The sequence below is a fragment of the Candidatus Palauibacter sp. genome, from assembly GCF_965208055.1.
GTDB lineage: Bacteria > Gemmatimonadota > Gemmatimonadetes > Palauibacterales > Palauibacteraceae > Palauibacter.
Window position 1 is genome coordinate 1,098,332 of the sequence record NZ_CBDBNY010000004.1, and the last position, 15,547, is coordinate 1,113,878.

General features: G+C 69.5%; 14 protein-coding genes. 7 read left to right on the forward strand and 7 right to left on the reverse strand.

Going from position 1 to position 15,547, the window contains the following annotated elements; translation table 11 throughout:
• Window positions 1-42 precede the first annotated feature (42 nt).
• Window positions 43-573: a DUF418 domain-containing protein gene (locus ACOGXI_RS05115; protein ID WP_419937805.1), complete on the reverse strand. Its 531-nt coding sequence runs from the start codon at window positions 571-573 to the stop codon at window positions 43-45.
• A gap of 81 nt (window positions 574-654) precedes the next feature.
• Window positions 655-1,356: a DUF418 domain-containing protein gene (locus ACOGXI_RS05120; RefSeq protein WP_419937806.1), complete on the reverse strand. Its 702-nt coding sequence runs from the start codon at window positions 1,354-1,356 to the stop codon at window positions 655-657.
• 80 nt (window positions 1,357-1,436) lie between these two features.
• Here ACOGXI_RS05120 and ACOGXI_RS05125 point away from each other — a divergent pair, with 80 nt between their 5' ends.
• The 3 genes from ACOGXI_RS05125 to ACOGXI_RS05135 are packed head-to-tail and all read left to right on the forward strand — an operon-like array spanning window position 1,437 to window position 5,682.
• A complete protein-coding gene (locus tag ACOGXI_RS05125) occupies window positions 1,437-3,617 on the forward strand; it encodes a prolyl oligopeptidase family serine peptidase (protein WP_419937807.1) in 2,181 nt (726 codons plus the stop codon).
• A 23-nt stretch (window positions 3,618-3,640) separates the two neighbouring features.
• Window positions 3,641-4,474 carry a SprT-like family protein gene (locus tag ACOGXI_RS05130; RefSeq protein ID WP_419937808.1) on the forward strand — a complete coding sequence of 278 codons (834 nt, stop codon included), beginning with the start codon at window positions 3,641-3,643 and terminating at the stop codon, window positions 4,472-4,474.
• Window positions 4,471-5,682 carry a winged helix-turn-helix domain-containing protein gene (locus ACOGXI_RS05135; RefSeq protein ID WP_419937809.1) on the forward strand — a complete coding sequence of 404 codons (1,212 nt, stop codon included), beginning with the start codon at window positions 4,471-4,473 and terminating at the stop codon, window positions 5,680-5,682. The genes ACOGXI_RS05130 and ACOGXI_RS05135 overlap by 4 nt, the downstream gene beginning before the upstream one ends.
• 26 nt (window positions 5,683-5,708) lie before the next feature.
• Here the strand turns inward: ACOGXI_RS05135 and ACOGXI_RS05140 are convergent, their stop codons facing one another.
• Window positions 5,709-6,971, reverse strand: a complete 1,263-nt coding sequence (locus ACOGXI_RS05140; RefSeq protein ID WP_419937810.1) for an amino acid ABC transporter substrate-binding protein — start codon at window positions 6,969-6,971, stop codon at window positions 5,709-5,711.
• A 169-nt stretch (window positions 6,972-7,140) separates the two neighbouring features.
• On the opposite strand from ACOGXI_RS05140, the gene ACOGXI_RS05145 reads away from it, so the two are divergent.
• A complete protein-coding gene (locus tag ACOGXI_RS05145; protein WP_419937811.1) occupies window positions 7,141-7,326 on the forward strand; it encodes a hypothetical protein in 186 nt (61 codons plus the stop codon).
• Window positions 7,323-8,522, forward strand: coding sequence for an L-2-hydroxyglutarate oxidase (lhgO, locus tag ACOGXI_RS05150; RefSeq protein ID WP_419937812.1), 1,200 nt, complete (start codon window positions 7,323-7,325; stop codon window positions 8,520-8,522). The genes ACOGXI_RS05145 and lhgO overlap by 4 nt, the downstream gene beginning before the upstream one ends.
• Before the next feature lie 169 nt (window positions 8,523-8,691).
• Here the strand turns inward: lhgO and ACOGXI_RS05155 are convergent, their stop codons facing one another.
• The gene (locus ACOGXI_RS05155) at window positions 8,692-9,474 is read right to left on the reverse strand and encodes a class II aldolase/adducin family protein (RefSeq protein WP_419937813.1); all 783 of its coding nucleotides are present in this window, start codon (window positions 9,472-9,474) and stop codon (window positions 8,692-8,694) included.
• A gap of 221 nt (window positions 9,475-9,695) precedes the next feature.
• Between ACOGXI_RS05155 and ACOGXI_RS05160 the strand changes: the two genes are divergently transcribed.
• A complete protein-coding gene (locus tag ACOGXI_RS05160; protein WP_419937814.1) occupies window positions 9,696-10,670 on the forward strand; it encodes a YpdA family putative bacillithiol disulfide reductase in 975 nt (324 codons plus the stop codon).
• Between the two features lie 76 nt (window positions 10,671-10,746).
• Here ACOGXI_RS05160 and ACOGXI_RS05165 read toward each other — a convergent pair whose 3' ends face one another.
• Window positions 10,747-12,180, reverse strand: coding sequence for an amidohydrolase family protein (locus tag ACOGXI_RS05165; protein ID WP_419937815.1), 1,434 nt, complete (start codon window positions 12,178-12,180; stop codon window positions 10,747-10,749).
• Window positions 12,181-12,331: 151 nt separating this feature from the next.
• On the opposite strand from ACOGXI_RS05165, the gene ACOGXI_RS05170 reads away from it, so the two are divergent.
• Complete coding sequence (locus ACOGXI_RS05170; RefSeq protein ID WP_419937816.1) at window positions 12,332-13,711, forward strand: M24 family metallopeptidase; 1,380 nt, start codon at window positions 12,332-12,334, stop codon at window positions 13,709-13,711.
• Between the two features lie 312 nt (window positions 13,712-14,023).
• On the opposite strand, the gene ACOGXI_RS05175 is transcribed toward ACOGXI_RS05170, so the two are convergent.
• Window positions 14,024-14,296, reverse strand: a complete 273-nt coding sequence (locus ACOGXI_RS05175) for a hypothetical protein (RefSeq protein WP_419937817.1) — start codon at window positions 14,294-14,296, stop codon at window positions 14,024-14,026.
• A complete protein-coding gene (locus tag ACOGXI_RS05180; RefSeq protein ID WP_419937818.1) occupies window positions 14,289-15,524 on the reverse strand; it encodes a CaiB/BaiF CoA transferase family protein in 1,236 nt (411 codons plus the stop codon). Before ACOGXI_RS05180 ends, ACOGXI_RS05175 begins: the two co-directional genes overlap by 8 nt.
• Between the last annotated feature and the right edge of the window lie 23 nt (window positions 15,525-15,547).

Consider the following 15,547-nt stretch of genomic DNA (forward strand, 5'->3'; position numbering starts at 1 on the left):
CGTTCATGGCCACGTTCGTCGCCACGCTCATCGCGGTTTTGCTCACGCGATTCTCATCGGTTGTCGCCGCCCGTAGGAAAGGGTACGCCACAACCACTCCAGGGGTCCGAAGCGGAACCGGGCGAGCCACCACGGCGACCACGCCAGCTGGAGCGTCCAGACCGCCACGACGATGCCGATACACGCCGCGCTTCCGACGCGCTCGAACAGGCCCAGCCCGTGGCCGTAGAAGATGAGCGTACACAGCACGCTCTGGGCGATGTAGTTCGTGAACGCCATGCGGCCGACCGCCGCCAGACGCGCCCGGGCGCGAGCCAGACGCTCGCTCCGGGCCAGCAGCATGATCATCCCCACGTAGCCCAGAAAGACACCGACGGAGCCGATGTAGTTGAAGAGGTGACCCTGGAACTTCGCCTGCTCCCACGCGAAGTCGACCGCGACCCGGTACCAGATCCCGGCGGCGACGATGGGGAGCCCCGCGCCGAACCCCCACGCGACCATCCGGCGGTAGAAGGCGGCGGACCGTCGGGCGGAGAGCACGCCGAGCTTGTACAGGGCCATCCCCACGAGCATCAGCCCGCCGGCTCGCCACAGGAGGTAGCCCGGGAACGCGACCGTCTCGACGAGAAACGCGTAGGACGCGCGGACCGGGAGCTACGCCGCCCAGCCGCCGCGCATGGCTTCGATTTCGGCGGCGAGCGCGGCCGGAGAGGGCGCCCACTCGGCGGCGAGAGCCACCTTTTCCTCGATGGGCCAGTACGGAATCGACCAGTCGGCGAGGGCCATGACGAACACGACGACTCCGACCGCGACGCCGCCGGCCCACAGCAGCCGGCGGGGCGCCCAGTCGCGGCACCCGTACAGGATGAAGCCGCAGAGGGCGTAGGGCACGAGGATGTCGCCGTGCCAGATGCCGTAGGCGTGAAGGAGTCCGATCACGAGAAGCCAGAACTGGCGGCGGTAGTGCAGTCGGCCGCCCGCGACGCCGCGACGAGCCAGCCGCTCGCCCATCATCGCGATCCCCGCGCCGAACAGCATGGAGAAGATCGAGATGAACTTCGTGTCCGCGAACAGGTTCACGGCGGCCCAGATCCAGAAGTCGACACCGGTCCAGGAGTCGACGCCGGCGAATCCGCCGACGGAGCCCGCGGCCGGAGCCACCGATGGGTTGGCGTACGCCGCCCCGACCCGGGCGAAGCTCCAGATGTTGACGATGAGGATCCCCAGCAGCGCAAAGCCCCGGAGGGCATCGATCGCGTGGATTCGCTCGGCGTCCGCCACCGGAGCGGCGACCCGCGGCGCCGATCGCGTTTCGGGCAGCGTTTCGCGCAGCGCTTGGGACGGCGTTTCGGACATGGCACCCCTGTTCGTAATGTTGGACCGGCCATCCGATCCGCGAGCGCGTCACCGCGCCAAGATAACCGAGAGGTGCCGACATGTCCGGCTTTTCGACCACTGCGTTCCCGCGCCTTCCCCGCCGAGTGTCCGGATTCCCGGGTCTCGTCCTCGCCGCGAGCCTGCTCTTGCCCCTTCCCGCATGGGCGCAAGCGGACGCCGCACCGGCCGAGGCCGGGTGGACGCCGGCGCTGAGCATGCAGTACCGCGCGGTCTCCGGGACCGCGATCTCCCCCGACGGCTCCCGCGTCGCCTACGTCGTGCGCGAGCCGCTGATGGAAGGACCGCAGTCGGAGTATCTGAGTCACATCTGGATGACCGATGCGGACGGGACGAGGGCCGCGCAGTGGACGCGCGGGGAGGCGTCGGCGGGGTCGCCGCAGTTTTCGCCCGATGGCGCCTGGTTGAGCTTCACCTCCGGCCGCGACGGAGAGGGCGAGGCGGGCAGCCAGGTGTGGGCATTGCCGATGGCGGGCGGTGAGGCGCGGCAGCTCACGAAGGCGGAGGGCTCGGTGGGGAGCTACCGCTGGTCGCCCGACGGGACACGGATCGCCTTCCTCATGCGGGATCCGCCGACCGCGGAGGAGAAGAAGGCGAGAGAGGAAAAGCGGGACGTCATCCTCGTGGACCGCGACTACAAGTACTCGCACCTGTACGTGACCGCCATCGACCCGGAGTCGGACGAGCCCGCGGCCCCCGTTCGGCTCACCGCCGGGGATTTCCATGTCACCGGCTTCGGCTGGGCCCCGGACGGGGGGCGGATCGTGTTCGCACACCAGGCCGACCCCCGCATCAACACGGGGCGCCTGAGCGGAGACCTCTCCACCACGACGGTCCCGGACGCCGCGCAGATCGCCGACATCCTGGCCGCGCGAGGTGCCGGCGGAGATGGCGACGAAGACCCGGCCGAAGGCGCGGACGCCGATCCGCCCGCGGTCGGGGAGGTCGCGCTCCTTGTGGGCGGGGCGGGGATCGAACGGAGCCCGCATTGGTCGCCGGACGGCGCCTGGATCGCCTACGTGTCGACGGGCGACCAGCCGGAGCCGATCGGACTGGGCGACGTGTACGTCATGCCGGCCGCGGGAGGCGAGGCGCGCCGACTGGACACGCCGAACCGGAGCGCGTCCCTGCTGGGCTGGTCGGGTGACTCCTCGGAGTTGCTGCTCCTCGAGTCGCTCGGCACGCGCCGGCACGTGCTGGCCGTTCCGGCCGACGGCGGGGAGATGCGCTTCATCTCGTACGGCGACGGCGTGGCGGGGTCCGTCGCGCTCAATGGCGACGCGAACCGCATGGCCTTCACCTGGCAGACGACCGAAGAACCGTGGGACGTCTTCGTCTCGCCCACGAACGGGTACGCGCCTACGCGGGTCACGGACCTTCATGCCGCCGTGCCGCAACCTGATATGGGACGGACGCAACTCGTCTCCTGGACCTCCACCGAAGGGTTCGAAATCGAGGGCCTCCTCACCTATCCCGTCGGCTACGAGGAAGGGGAGCGCGTGCCCCTGATCCTGAACGTGCACGGCGGGCCGGCGGGCGTGTACAGCCAGAGCTTCACGGGCAGCCCCGCCGCGTACATGCTGCAGTACTTCGCCCAGGAGGGCTTCGCGATCCTCCGCCCGAATCCCCGCGGCTCCACCGGCTACGGGAAGGACTTCCGCTACGCCAACTTCCAGGACTGGGGCTACGGCGACTTCCGCGACCTCATGTCGGGCGTCGACCACGCGATCGAGATGGGGGTGGCGGACCCGGACCGTCTCCTTCTCATGGGCTGGAGCTACGGCGGTTATATGACCTCGTGGGCCGTCACGCAGACGGACCGCTTCGTGGCGGCGAGCATGGGGGCCGGACTCCCGAACCTGATTTCGATGACGACGACGACGGACATCCAGGACTACCTCGTCGGACATATGGGCGTCGAGTTCTGGGAGGACTACGAACGCTACGAGCGGCACTCGGCCATGTACCACATCGCGAATGTCGTGACGCCGACGCAGGTGATTCACGGGGCGGAGGACCTGCGCGTCCCGTTCACGCAGGGACAGGAGTTCTACCGCGCCCTCGACCGCCGCGGCGTGCCGACGGAGATGGTCGTGTACCCGCGGACGCCGCACGGGCCGCGCGAGCCCAAGTTCGTGATGGACGTGTCGGAACGGATCCTGACCTGGTTCCGGAAGCACCTGGGATCGGAAGCCGTGGCGGCCGAGGACGAGAGCCGCTGAACCGCCGGGGCGCCGCCCCCTCCGTGCCGACCGAGGCGCTCTCCCGGCTCCTGCTCAGCCGGGAGCCGGGAGAGACCGCCGTTCGCGCGTGGACGGACGAGATCGCGGGCGATCTCCTCGGCGGGTCTTCGCACGTCCGCGAACCGAACTTCGCGAAGATCGGCCCGGACGATCTCGCAGCCCTGTTCGCTGGCTACGACGGGCGCTTTCTGGACGGTCTGTGCGGACGGATCCTGGGGCCGGACACCCTCGCCTTCCGGCTTTCCGGGCGGATGACGCGCGCGGGGGGCAAGACCACGCGTTTCGAACGCCGAGGTCGCGCCCCGCGGTTCGAGATCGCGGTCGCCACCTCGATCCTGTTCGACGGGTTCGGGGAGGACGACCGGGATGTGACGGCCTGCGGGCTTCCCTGCCGAAACCGGCTCGAGGCTCTGCAGCGGATCTTCGAACACGAACTCGTGCACCTCGCGGAGCTGCTGTGCTGGGGTGAGAGTCACTGCGGAAGACGACGCTTCCAGGGGATCGCGAGGCGGCTCTTTCTCCACCGGGCGCACACCCACCAACTCATCACCCGCTCCGAGCGCGCCGCCCGGGAAGGGATCGTGGTGGGCGCGCGCGTCGCTTTCCTCTTTCGCGGCCAACTCCTGGCGGGACGCGTGAACCGGATCACCAAACGCGCCACCGTGCTCGTGGAGGACAGGCGGGCCCCGCGCTGGTGCGACGGACGCCGCTACGCCCGCTACTACGTGCCCCTCGGCAGACTCCGACTCGTCGACCCGGAGGCGGGGGTCGGACCGGAAGCGGGGGTCGGACCGGAGGCGGGCGCCGAGCCGGAACCGCGCCGGGGGCGGGCGTGACCGGACCCCGCCGGAGCCGCCCGAAGTTCACGCGGGAGGCGGCGGTTCGATTGTGGCTGCACCGCCAGGGACTCACCCGGCCCCGCGGGTCGACCCCACTCGACGCGGCGGCCTTCGTCGACCACCTGGAACGGACGGGGGCTCTTCAACTCGACAGCGTGAACGTCGTGGACCGCGCCCACTACCTGACCCTCTGGAGCCGCTTCGGCCCGTACGACCGCTCGAAGGTGGATCGGTGGGTGTACGGAGATCGTCTCGCGTACGAGTACTGGGGGCACGAAGCCTCGGTCCTTCCCATCTCCCATCTCCCTCTCGGACGGAGGCGCATGCGACGCTTCCCTCCCGAGAGCTGGTCGGGACGCGCGTGGTGGGACCGATACGCGACCTCGACGGCGTCGAAGCGGCGAGTGCTGCGGCGGCTGCGCGCGGAAGGACCTCTGGAGAGCGTCGACTTCCAGCCGCGGCCGGGCGAACGCGAGGAGAAGACCGACTCGCTTGCGTGGCGCCTGAAGGAGGACAAGCGCTCGCTCAAGCTGCTGTGGCACGACGGACGCGTCGCCGTGACGGGCCGGCGCCACTTCCGCTGCATCTACGATGTGGCGGAACGGGTCTACCCGGACGGGCCCGCCGCGACGCTGGCGGAATACCACGACAGCTGGCTCCTCACCGGGCTCTCCGGCTGTGGCATCGCGCCGGAGCGGCACCTCGTCAACTACTTCACCGGACCGGAACTCAACGCGGCGGAGCGGCGCCGGGTCATCGCCCGCAACCTGCGCAAGAAGCGGATCGTCGAGGTCGACGTGGAGGGATTGCGGGGGCCGTGCTACGCCCTGCCCGAACACCTGGGCGGCATCGACGGACTCCCGGAGCCCGCGGGGACGACGCTCATCTGTCCCTTCGACTCGCTGCTCTGGCAGCGGAAGCGCGCCGCGGAACTCCTCGACTTCCACTACACCGTCGAGATCTACGTCCCCGCCGCGAAGCGGAAGTACGGCTACTACGTCCTGCCCATCCTGCACGACGGCCGCCTCGTGGGCCGACTCGATCCAAAGCTTCACCGCGACCGCGGCGTGCTCGAAATCCGGGCGCTCCACCTCGAGCCCGGCCTCGCCCCGACCGCCCGTTTCGGGACCGCGCTGAACGACGCCATCGCCGACCTCGCCGACTTCCTCGGCGCGACCGACGTCGTCATGCCGCCGAGCGCCTGAGTCCAGGTGGGGTGACCCGGACCGAATCAGCCGGCCACGCAGGCCTCGGCCTCGGCCATCGACAGTGGATAGATGACGCGCTGCGCCAAGCCTCCCTGGCCGTCCTCCTGCCATTGAATCTGAAGGCGGACGAGCCGCCGCTGGCTGCCCGAGCCGGGGTCGCCCAACCCGACGACGCCGTAGGGGCCGAGCACCGTCTCGGCGTCGGAGCGAAACAGGAAGTCTCGAATCGCCGCATCCCGGACCTCGCCGGTCGCGGCCACGGAGGCGTTCACGGCCTGCGCCAGCAAATCCACGGTGCCGAAGCCGGCCGCGGCCGTGTAGCCGGCAGGCTCCCCGTAGGTCTCGTTGAAGCGCCGCACGAAGGTCGCGTTGTCCGCGAGGAGCCCCGACGTCCGCAGGGTGGGAAGCCACGGCGTGTTCCCGATCATGCAGCGGGCCAGCTCGCCGACCCGGCCGGGGAAAGAGGGCTCCGCCGGCCCGGCGGCCCAGCTCATGAGCATGGGCGCGTACCCGACCTCGGCCGCGGCGCGCGTGAACGCGATCGCGTCGTCGGTGTAGCCGCCGCCCAGAAACAGATCGGCCCGGAGGTCTCGGGCGCGGGCCGATAGCTCCGCGTGATCCGCGCCGCCGGGCGGGTACTTCTCGTCCATCACGAGCCGGAGGCCATGTTGGGCGACCGCCGCGCGCACGCCCTCCGCCGCCGAGACGGGGAACCGCGAGTCCTCGTACGCCATGGCCACCGTCTCGGCCCCCTTTTGCGCGGCGACGATGGCGGCGCCCGCGAGGTTGTCCCGGGCGGGGTTCAGCATCTGCACGGTCCACTGTCGGCCCTTGCCCTCCCAGATCGCGGAGGACGAGGCGAGACCGGCGACCAGCGGGCGGCCCGCCGCCTCGACGACCGGCGCCACCGCGTCCGTAATCGAGCTCGCGTAGGGTCCGATGAGGAGGTCGATCGAATCGGTGTCGGCCAACTCCCGGTAGATCTCCGCCGCCGCACGCGGGTCGGAGCCATCGTCGCGCAGGATCAGGCGCACCTTCCGACCATCGATCCCGCCCGCCTCGTTGAGCATCTCGATCGCGAGGCGGTAGCCCTTCTCCATGCGTCCGCCATCCTCGCGCAAGCCTCCCGTCGCGGGGTAGGTGCCCGCCACCGTGAGCGGCGGCGGCGGTTCCCCGTCCGAAGGGGATGCGGCATCTCCGCCGCAACCCGCGGCCACCAGCCCCGACACGACCGCGACTGCCCAAACCGCCGCGCCGCGTAGGGCACGCTCGCGCTTCTTCGGCATTCTGCTCCTCTTGCCGTGGTGGATTCCCGAACCGGGGAACGGAGTGCCCGGCCCCGAGCCGACGTTCGTGCCGGGCGGGTGGCCGGGTAGGTGAACTTGGGGGCTGGACCTCGCCCTGCCGCCGATCTTAGCGTGGGAGGTAAACGAGCGCACATCGCGGAGGCGGATCATGAGGCAGCGGTTTGACGGGGGTTCCCGGACGCGGCGCGGCGCGCCGGCCGGCGACTACTTCCACGGCGGTCCGCGCCGCTGGGACTCGACGGACGATCCGGAGTGGCGGATGCTCGCCGCATGGGTCCGCGGCGAGACCCCCGAGTGCGTGGTCGGAGCGGAGGCTGACGCCGGAAGCGGATGACGAAACCGCTCGACATCGCCGTCATCGGCGGCGGGATCGTCGGGCTCGCCGCGGCCGACGCCCTCCGCCGGACCCGGCCCGACCTTGCCCTCACCGTCCTCGAGAAGGAGCCGGAGGTCGCGGCGCACCAGACGGGGCGCAACAGCGGCGTCATCCATGCGGGGCTGTACTACGCGCCGGGCTCGCTCAAGGCGCGGCTGTGCACGGAGGGGGCCGAGCGGCTGTTTCGCTACTGCGCGGAGCGAGGCATTCGGACCACGCGCACCGGCAAGGTCGTCGTCGCCACGTCGCGCGACCAACTCGGCGCCCTCGCCGAACTCGAGCGGCGCGGGACGGCGAACGGCGTCGCCATGCAGCGCATCGGCCCCGGCGGAATCGCCGAGATCGAACCGCACGCGCGCGGCGTCGAGGCGCTCCACGTGCCGGCCACCGGGGCGGTCGACTTCGGTGACGTGGCGCGAGCCTTCGCGGCGGATCTTTCCCGCGCGGGCCACCGCGTCCGGACCGGCTTCGAGGTGCGGGAAGCCCGCCGCTCCGGGCACCGCATCGTGCTCGCCGGCCCCCCGGGCGACATCGCGGCCAGAGTCGTCGTCAACTGCGCCGGGCTGCACGTCGACCGCGTGATGCGGCTCCTCGGGCAGGAACCCGATCTCAAGATCCTCCCCTTCCGGGGCGAGTATCGGGGCCTGTCCAAAACGGCCGCGGGGCTCGTGCGGGGCCACATCTACCCGGTCCCAGACCCCCGGCTCCCCCACCTGGGCGTCCACTTCACCCGGAACGTGGCCGGGCGCGTGGAACTCGGACCGAACGCGGTCTGGGCCTGGGGCCGGGAGGCGTACGGGCGCCTCTCCGGGCGGCTTCCCGACGCCCTGGAGGCGCTGAGCTATCGCGGGTTCCGGCGTCTGGCGCGGGCCCACTGGCGCACCGCCGTCGAGGAGCAGTGGCGCTCGCTGGACCGGCGCTCGGTCGTGCGGAAGGCGCGCGCCCTGCTGCCCGAACTCGAAGTGCACGACCTCGAGAGTTGGCGCTCCGGGATCCGGGCGCAGGCCGTGGACACGGACGGCGCCCTGGTCCACGACTTCGTGATTCGGGAAGGGCCCGGCGTCGTGAACGTGCTCAACGCCCCCTCCCCCGCGGCGACCGCCTGCCTGGCCATCGGAGACCACATCGCGGAGCGCGCCCTCCGGCAGGTCTGACCGGCCTCGACCGGACGTCCGCGATTGCCGGGCCAAGCAGGTCAGCGGTCGAATCGGACGGCCCCGGCACGAACCAACCCTTCGCCGGACAGGTCAGCAGGTGGTCGACGAGGCCGTGGTTCACCCCCGCGGCTCGGGGGCGGCGAGACGGGTGGCGGATCCCCTCGGGTCAAGCAGCGTAGTCCTCGCCTTCCGCGTCGAGTACTTCCTTCATGCCTTCGAGGTAGCCGGCTTCGCCCGCCGACTCGACGGACATGTCGGCGTTGTGCTGCGCGGCCTCGACCGGGATGGGACGGATCTTCCGGCCCGTCTGGAGCGCGAGCATCTCGTTCATGCAGGCGCGCTCGAGTTGGTACAGCCACAACATCGCCTTTTCGATCGTGTCGCCGACCATGAGCACGCCGTGGTTCGCGAGGAACAGGACCCGCTTGTCGCCGAGGGCTTCGACCATGCGCCCGCCCTCGTCCGCCTCCGTGACGATTCCCTCGTACCCGAAGTACGCGCAGTTCCCGTAGAAGACCGCCGCGTTCTGGCTCCCGCGCTCGCCCAGCCTCCATCCGTCGATGGAGGCGAGCGCCGTGCTGTACGGCGCGTGAATGTGGAGCGCGCACATGATGTCGGGCCGCGCGCGCTGGACGGGTTCGTGAATCGCCCACGCGCTCACGTTCAGCCGCCCTTCCCCGCCCACGGGACGCCCGTCCGGCCCGACCTCGACGAGGCTGCTGGCCGTCACGCGGGAGAAGTGCGTCTGCCCCGGCGTGATGAGGAGATGACCCGGCCTGCCCGGCACCTTGCAACTGAGGTGATTCCATGTGCCCTCGTGCATGTTCTCGTGCACGATGACCCGATGGACCGCCGCGAAGTCGATGCGCGCCTGTCGGATCGCGGCTTCGTCGATGCCGTCCCCCGCCTGGGACGAAATGGGAGCGAATGCGGTCTCGACCGTGCTCATCGCCTGCCTCCTGATGCCTCCTGAAGAACGGATCCTGGAACCTCGACCAACCTCTCAAGCTCCACTGGCCGGATCAAGCGGTGCGACGCTCTCCCGGTTCCCCGTTCCCGGCTCAGAGATTACCATCCCGCGCTCACCAATCCTCCTGAGAAGCGCGGGTGACAGTGCCGGCGACGCCAGACCCTATCTCCGAGTCGGAATCGGTTTCGGAACCGCTCGACGTGATCATCGTCGGGGCCGGCCCGTGCGGGCTGGCCGTGGCGGTCGCCGTGAAGGAGCGCGGGCTGCGTTACGCGATCCTCGACCGGGGGTGCATCACCGAGTCGCTGACCCACTATCCCTCCTACATGACGTTCTTCTCCACGGCGGAACGGCTGGAGATCGGGGACGTCCCCTTCACGATCCCCGAGCCGAAACCCACGCGGCGCGACGCCCTCGCCTATTACCGGCATGTCGTCGCCCACCACGGCATCGCGGTACGCCAGTACGAGGAGGTGACGGGGATCGAGCGGCTCAGCGACGCGTTCACCGTCCGCACCCGCACCCGTGACGGACGGGAGGACTGCCTCGCGTCCCGGGCCGTGGTCGTCGCCACGGGGGGCTTCGGTGAGCCGAACCGGCTCGGGTTCGAGGGCGAGGATCGGCGCCGCCGGGTCATCCACTACTACAAGGAGCCGTTCCCCTTCTTCGACCAGGACGTACTCGTCGTGGGCGGCGGAAACTCGGCGGTGGAAGCGGCGCTGGAGCTGTACCGCAACGGCGTGCGCGTTCGCATGGTGCACTTCGCGGACACGCTGGACCCCGGGGTCAAGCCGTGGGTGCGCCCGGACATCGAGAACCGCATCGAGAGCGGCGAGATCCCGATGCACTGGAGATCCCGCGTCGCCCGCCTCGGCACGGGGACTGCCACCATCGTCGAGGAGGCGTCGGGCGAGGAGACCGAAGTCGCGAACGACTGGGTACTCGCGATGACGGGCTGGCGACCGGACGCGGCGCTGCTCGCGGGCCTGGACGTCGAGACGGATCCGGACACGGGGATTCCGGCGCACGACCCGGCGACGATGGAAACGACGGCGCCGGGCGTCTACATCGCGGGCGTGATCGCCGCCGGCTACAACGCGAACAAGATCTTCATCGAGAATGGCCGCGAGCACGGCGCCCTCATCGCCGCCCATGTCACGCACGGCCGCCGCTGATCCCGGACTCCGAACTCTTCAGAGATACGTTCTTGAGCAATTGTGCTCGGTAACGTACCCCACCTGACTCCTCAACTCAGTCGTTGGGTTTCAGGGCGCTGATGATGGGAGCAACCGGCAAGGCGTCGAGGTCGACCCGCTGCCCGTCCTTGATCACGGTATGGATCGACCGGTAGTTGCGGGCGGCCTCCAGCGGATTCGCGTCGAGGATGACGAGGTCCGCGACCATCCCCGGCTGTAGCGAGCCGATCTCGTCGTCGAGTTCGTAGGCGCGCGCGATGTGGCTCGTGGCCGACCGCAGGATCTCCATCGGCGCCATCCCCAGTTCCTCGAGCGCGGCGAGCGCGTTGAAGTGGCCCTCTCCCAGCTTCGTCCGCTGATCCACAGTGTCCGAGGCGATCGTGGCGGACTCCGCCAGCAGCACCGGATGCTTGATGCCCGCGTCCGTTGAAAGCAGCATCGAGACGCCCGCCTCGATCATCCGCGCCTGGTTCTCGCGGCCGACCACCATGTACGGCGTGAGCGTCCCGTCCGGGTTGTGCTCCTGCAGCGCCTCCAGGCGTCGCTGCGTGATCGGGAGCACCGAGACGGCGATGTCGCGTTCGACGAGTTTCCGCATCGTCTCCATCGGAATCGGCACGACGGGACCGGAGATGTCGCCGTGCGTGATGATGTCGACCCCGGCCTCGATCGCCATGTCGAGGCTCTCGACGGAGGTCGTGTGCGTCTGGACCGTCATGCCCGCCCGGTGTCCTTCCTCCACGATCACGCGCTGCACGCGCTCGGAGAAGGAGATGAAGTACATCTCCACATGGCTGCTGGAACCGTACTTGAGGAAGTCGACGCCCGTCCCCGTGTACTCGCGGATCGCCGCGCGCACGGAATCCGGCGTCATCCACATGAGGTCGCGGCCCGTCCCCCGTTCCCACGCTTCGTTCGTGCGGTTCACGAAGGCCTGGCTCACGTGGGCCGCCGCTTCGCCGCGGAAATCCCGGGAGAGAGGACCGTCGAAGCCGATGATGTTGCCGGCGAAGTAGATCCGGCTGCCGGGCGCCTCTCCCGCGTTGATCATGTCGCGCGCCTTCGCCAGCGGATCCAGCGGCCCCCAGGTGTCGAAGACGGTCGTCTGTCCAGACTTGAGCGTGAGTTGCGCGGCTTCCAGCACGATCTCGTGATAGCGGCCCTCGTACTTGATGAGCGTCTCGAGACCGAGATTCAGGTAGAGGTGGAGGTTCGCGTCCATCAACCCGGGGATGACGTACTTCCCCCGCGCGTCGATGGCCGACGTTCCCGCGGGAACGTCCACCGCGCCCGCCGGACCCACCGCGGTGATCCGCCCGTCCATCATCACGACGACGCCGTCTTCGAGGGGCGCCTCCGCCAGCGGGTCGATGATGGTTGCTCCGGTGACCGCGAGCGCTTGTCCCGCGGCGGTCGAAGGACCTGTGCCCCCGGCGAGGGCGAGTGCCAGCGCCAAGGCTGTCCCGAGCCTCGTGAGCTTACGGATCATGTGTCCCTCCCTGCGTAGCCGCGGGTTGTCCTCAGGCAGTTCCGAAGACTACACGGGCGATCTTCCGGGAAGAAGAGAGCCGGCGTGCCTTGAACGGCGACGACCCGCGGCCGAGGATGGGGCGACGCTCGATACCCATGGAGGTCCGGACATGAAGACGATCACGATGCTCGCCGCTCTAACGCTGTCCGTCGGCGGAGTGCCTCAGCTCTCGCTCACGCCGGTGGAGGCGCAGACGCGGGACTACCGACCGGAGCGCCCGTTCGGGACGCTTCGGGAGCAGGCGCGGACGCAGCAGGCGTGGCTGGCGGAGCGGCTCGAGACGAACCTGCCCATGCTCATGCGGAAGCACGGCGTGGACATGTGGGTCATCACAATGCGGGAGTACAACGAGGATCCCGTCTTCCCGGCCCTCGTCTCCCCGACGACTTTCGCGGCCCGCCGGCGGACCATCTACATCTTCCACGACCGCGGACCGGAACATGGCGTCGAACGCCTCGCCCTCGGCGGAAGCTCGCAGGGAGGCGTGTATGAAGCCGTGCGCGCCACGGCCACCGCCCCGGACGGAAGGCAGGCGGAACTGTGGGGCGCGGACCAGTGGGACCTCTTCGCCGACATGGTTCGCGAGCGCGACCCGCGGCGGATCGCCGTCAACATCTCGCACGACCACAACTTCGCCGACGGACTCTCGGCCGGTGAGTGGGAGCAGATGGAGGCCGCGCTCGGGGCGGATCTCGCGACCCGCGTCGTCCGTGAACCGCTGCTGGCGATCGAGTACCTCGCCATGCGCGTGCCCTCGATGACGCCGGTCTACCGCCGGATCCAGGCGGTGGTGCACGAGATCATCGGCACGGCGTTCTCCGAAGTCGTCATCATGCCCGGCCGGACCACGACCGCCGATGTCGTCTGGTGGATGCGTCAGCGCGTGCACGACCTGGGGCTCGACTCCTGGTTCCAGCCCTCGGTGTCGGTGCAGCGGCGCGGCGTCGACATGGGCGGCGTGACCGATCCGGTGATCGAGCGGGGCGACGTGCTCCACTGCGACTTCGGACTCGTCGCCCTCGGACTCGCGACGGACACGCAGCACATGGCCTACGTCCTCCGGGAAGGCGAGACGGAAGCTCCCGCCGGTCTGCGACAGGCACTGGCAAATTCGAACCGCCTGCAGGACATCCTCCTCGAGGAGACGAAGGTCGGACGCACCGGAAACGAGATCCTCGCATCAGTCCTCGAAAAGATGCGCGCGGAGGGGCTGAACGGGACGATGTACACCCACCCGATCGGGGACCACGGCCACGGCGCGGGGCCACTGATCGGCCTCTGGGACTACCAGACGGGCGTTCCCGGGCGAGGCGATCCGCCTGTCATCCCGGGCATGTGGTTCTCGACCGAGCTCCAGGTGACGAGCCCGGTCGCGGAGTGGGACGGCCAGCTGGTGCGGATGGCGCAGGAGGAAGAGGCTGAGGTCACGCTCGACGGCGAGATCCGCTGGATGCTCCGCCGTCAGACCGAACTGCACTTGATCCGCTAATCAGTCGCAGATCCGCGTACTCCTCTCTCGTGGCTTGGCAGATCGCGCACGGGTTCGGCTTCGGAGATCGTGAAGTCGCCGCAGGTGAGCATCGCTGCCCCGTGCGCCCGTTCCCGCGATTCGAGCACCCAATCGATGCCGAAGGCGCAGCAATGTGGCGCGACCGCAGCCAAGAGCGCGTCCTTGGCGTGTTTCGAGACCTCCTGAAGCAGGCGCACAGCCCAACCCATCGCGGACGCTCGTCCCGCGAGCCGGGCCGCCCTCTCCGCCCCGGCGTATCTCAGGTTCCACGTCACTACGGGATCGGACAGCTTATTCCGCCTGTTGTCTCACGCACAGGTCGTACATGTCGTTGATCGTCTCGTCGGAAGCCGGCCCCAAGAGCTTGCCGAGGCGCCAGCCGAGGTTGTCCCACGTGAGTTCCTTGAGCGCCGACCCGCCATAATCGGCACCGCTCGCCGCTTTCCTCCACCCGATCCTAAAGCGAGCGCGTCGATGACCCGTGGCGTCGGGATTCGTGTCTCGATCATCGAAGTCGAAGCTGAGTCCGCAGATCGTCGGGATCCCGGTGCCTTCGTCATCCATGAGCCGACTCCGTACCGATCACGGCTTCCTCCGTCAGACGCGAGACATCCGCGTCGGACAGGTCGAGCACGTCGGTCAAGATCTGTCGGGTGTCGCGGCCCAGTGTCGGCGCGGGGTTCAACGGGACATCCGGGGCGTCGGAGGTGAGCAGCGGGGTGCGGACGAACTGGAGTTCTCCGAGTCCGTCGTAGTCCACGGCGACCCGCACGCCCCGCGCCTCGAGTTGAGGACACTCGAGCAGGTCCTCGGAGGTCTGGACCGGCCCGGCGGGGACGCCCACTTCCTGTAGCCGTCGTACCGCCTCATCGCGGGTCAGTTCGGCGAATACGGGCCGGACGACCTCGTCGAGGAGGGCGCGGTGCTCGGTGCGCAGGTCGGGGGAGGCCAGACGGGGATCGTCCAGCAGGTCGGGGCGTCCCAGCATGCGGCAGAACCGGCGCCACATGATGTCGTCGGGGATCGTGAAGGCGACGTAGCCGTCGCTCACCGGCATCGGCCCGCGCGGATAGAAGCCGGGCGGATCGCCCCGCCGCGGCCGCGCCCCCGTGTTCGCCGCGAGCGAGATCATGCGCTCGTTCAGCGACAGCACGCTGTCGTACATGGCGGAGTCCACGAACTGGCCCTTCCCCGTTACGCTGCGCCGGTAGAGCGCCATCGTGACGCCGTACGCCGCGGCCATCCCCGCGTAGAGGTCCGGCATCCCGTAGATCGACGGCGAGGGCGGCTTGTCGGCGAAGCCGATCATGTGCATCACGCCCCCCATCGCCTCCGCCACGACGTCGAACGAGGGCCAGTCGCCGTACGGGCCCTCGCGCCCGGGCAGTCGCCCGAACCCCGACACGGCGGCGTACACGAGTCCCGGGTTCACTTCGGCGAGCGCCTCGTAGCCGAGCTCCATCCGGTCGACGGACCCCGGTCGCAGGTTCTCCACCACCACGTCCGACTTCGCCACGAGAGCCCGGTACAGATCGCGCCCTTCGTCGCTCTTGAGGTTGAGCGCGAGGGATTTCTTGTTCCGGTTGTAGGCCATGAATCCGACGCCCATGCGGACGCCGTTCCGCTCCACGAACGGAGGGATGGACCGGCGCGGATCCCCCAGGCCCGGGCGCTCGATCTTGATGATTTCCGCCCCCGCGTCGGCGAGCAGCAGCGAGCAGTAGGGGGCGGACATGTATTGTTCGAGCGCGATCACGCGCACGCCCGCCAGCGGCCGACCGGAGTCGGTCATGGGTGAATCTCCCGGGTTCGAAG

Coding starts and splice junctions, on each gene's coding strand:
- ACOGXI_RS05115 (WP_419937805.1), bottom strand. CDS start 573: ATGCTCGTGGGGATGGCCCTGTACAAGCTCGGCGTGCTCTCCGCCCGA.
- ACOGXI_RS05120 (WP_419937806.1), bottom strand. CDS start 1,356: ATGTCCGAAACGCCGTCCCAAGCGCTGCGCGAAACGCTGCCCGAAACG.
- ACOGXI_RS05125 (WP_419937807.1), top strand. CDS start 1,437: ATGTCCGGCTTTTCGACCACTGCGTTCCCGCGCCTTCCCCGCCGAGTG.
- ACOGXI_RS05140 (WP_419937810.1), bottom strand. CDS start 6,971: ATGCCGAAGAAGCGCGAGCGTGCCCTACGCGGCGCGGCGGTTTGGGCA.
- ACOGXI_RS05145 (WP_419937811.1), top strand. CDS start 7,141: ATGAGGCAGCGGTTTGACGGGGGTTCCCGGACGCGGCGCGGCGCGCCG.
- lhgO (WP_419937812.1), top strand. CDS start 7,323: ATGACGAAACCGCTCGACATCGCCGTCATCGGCGGCGGGATCGTCGGG.
- ACOGXI_RS05155 (WP_419937813.1), bottom strand. CDS start 9,474: ATGAGCACGGTCGAGACCGCATTCGCTCCCATTTCGTCCCAGGCGGGG.
- ACOGXI_RS05165 (WP_419937815.1), bottom strand. CDS start 12,180: ATGATCCGTAAGCTCACGAGGCTCGGGACAGCCTTGGCGCTGGCACTC.
- ACOGXI_RS05170 (WP_419937816.1), top strand. CDS start 12,332: ATGAAGACGATCACGATGCTCGCCGCTCTAACGCTGTCCGTCGGCGGA.
- ACOGXI_RS05175 (WP_419937817.1), bottom strand. CDS start 14,296: ATGGATGACGAAGGCACCGGGATCCCGACGATCTGCGGACTCAGCTTC.
- ACOGXI_RS05180 (WP_419937818.1), bottom strand. CDS start 15,524: ATGACCGACTCCGGTCGGCCGCTGGCGGGCGTGCGCGTGATCGCGCTC.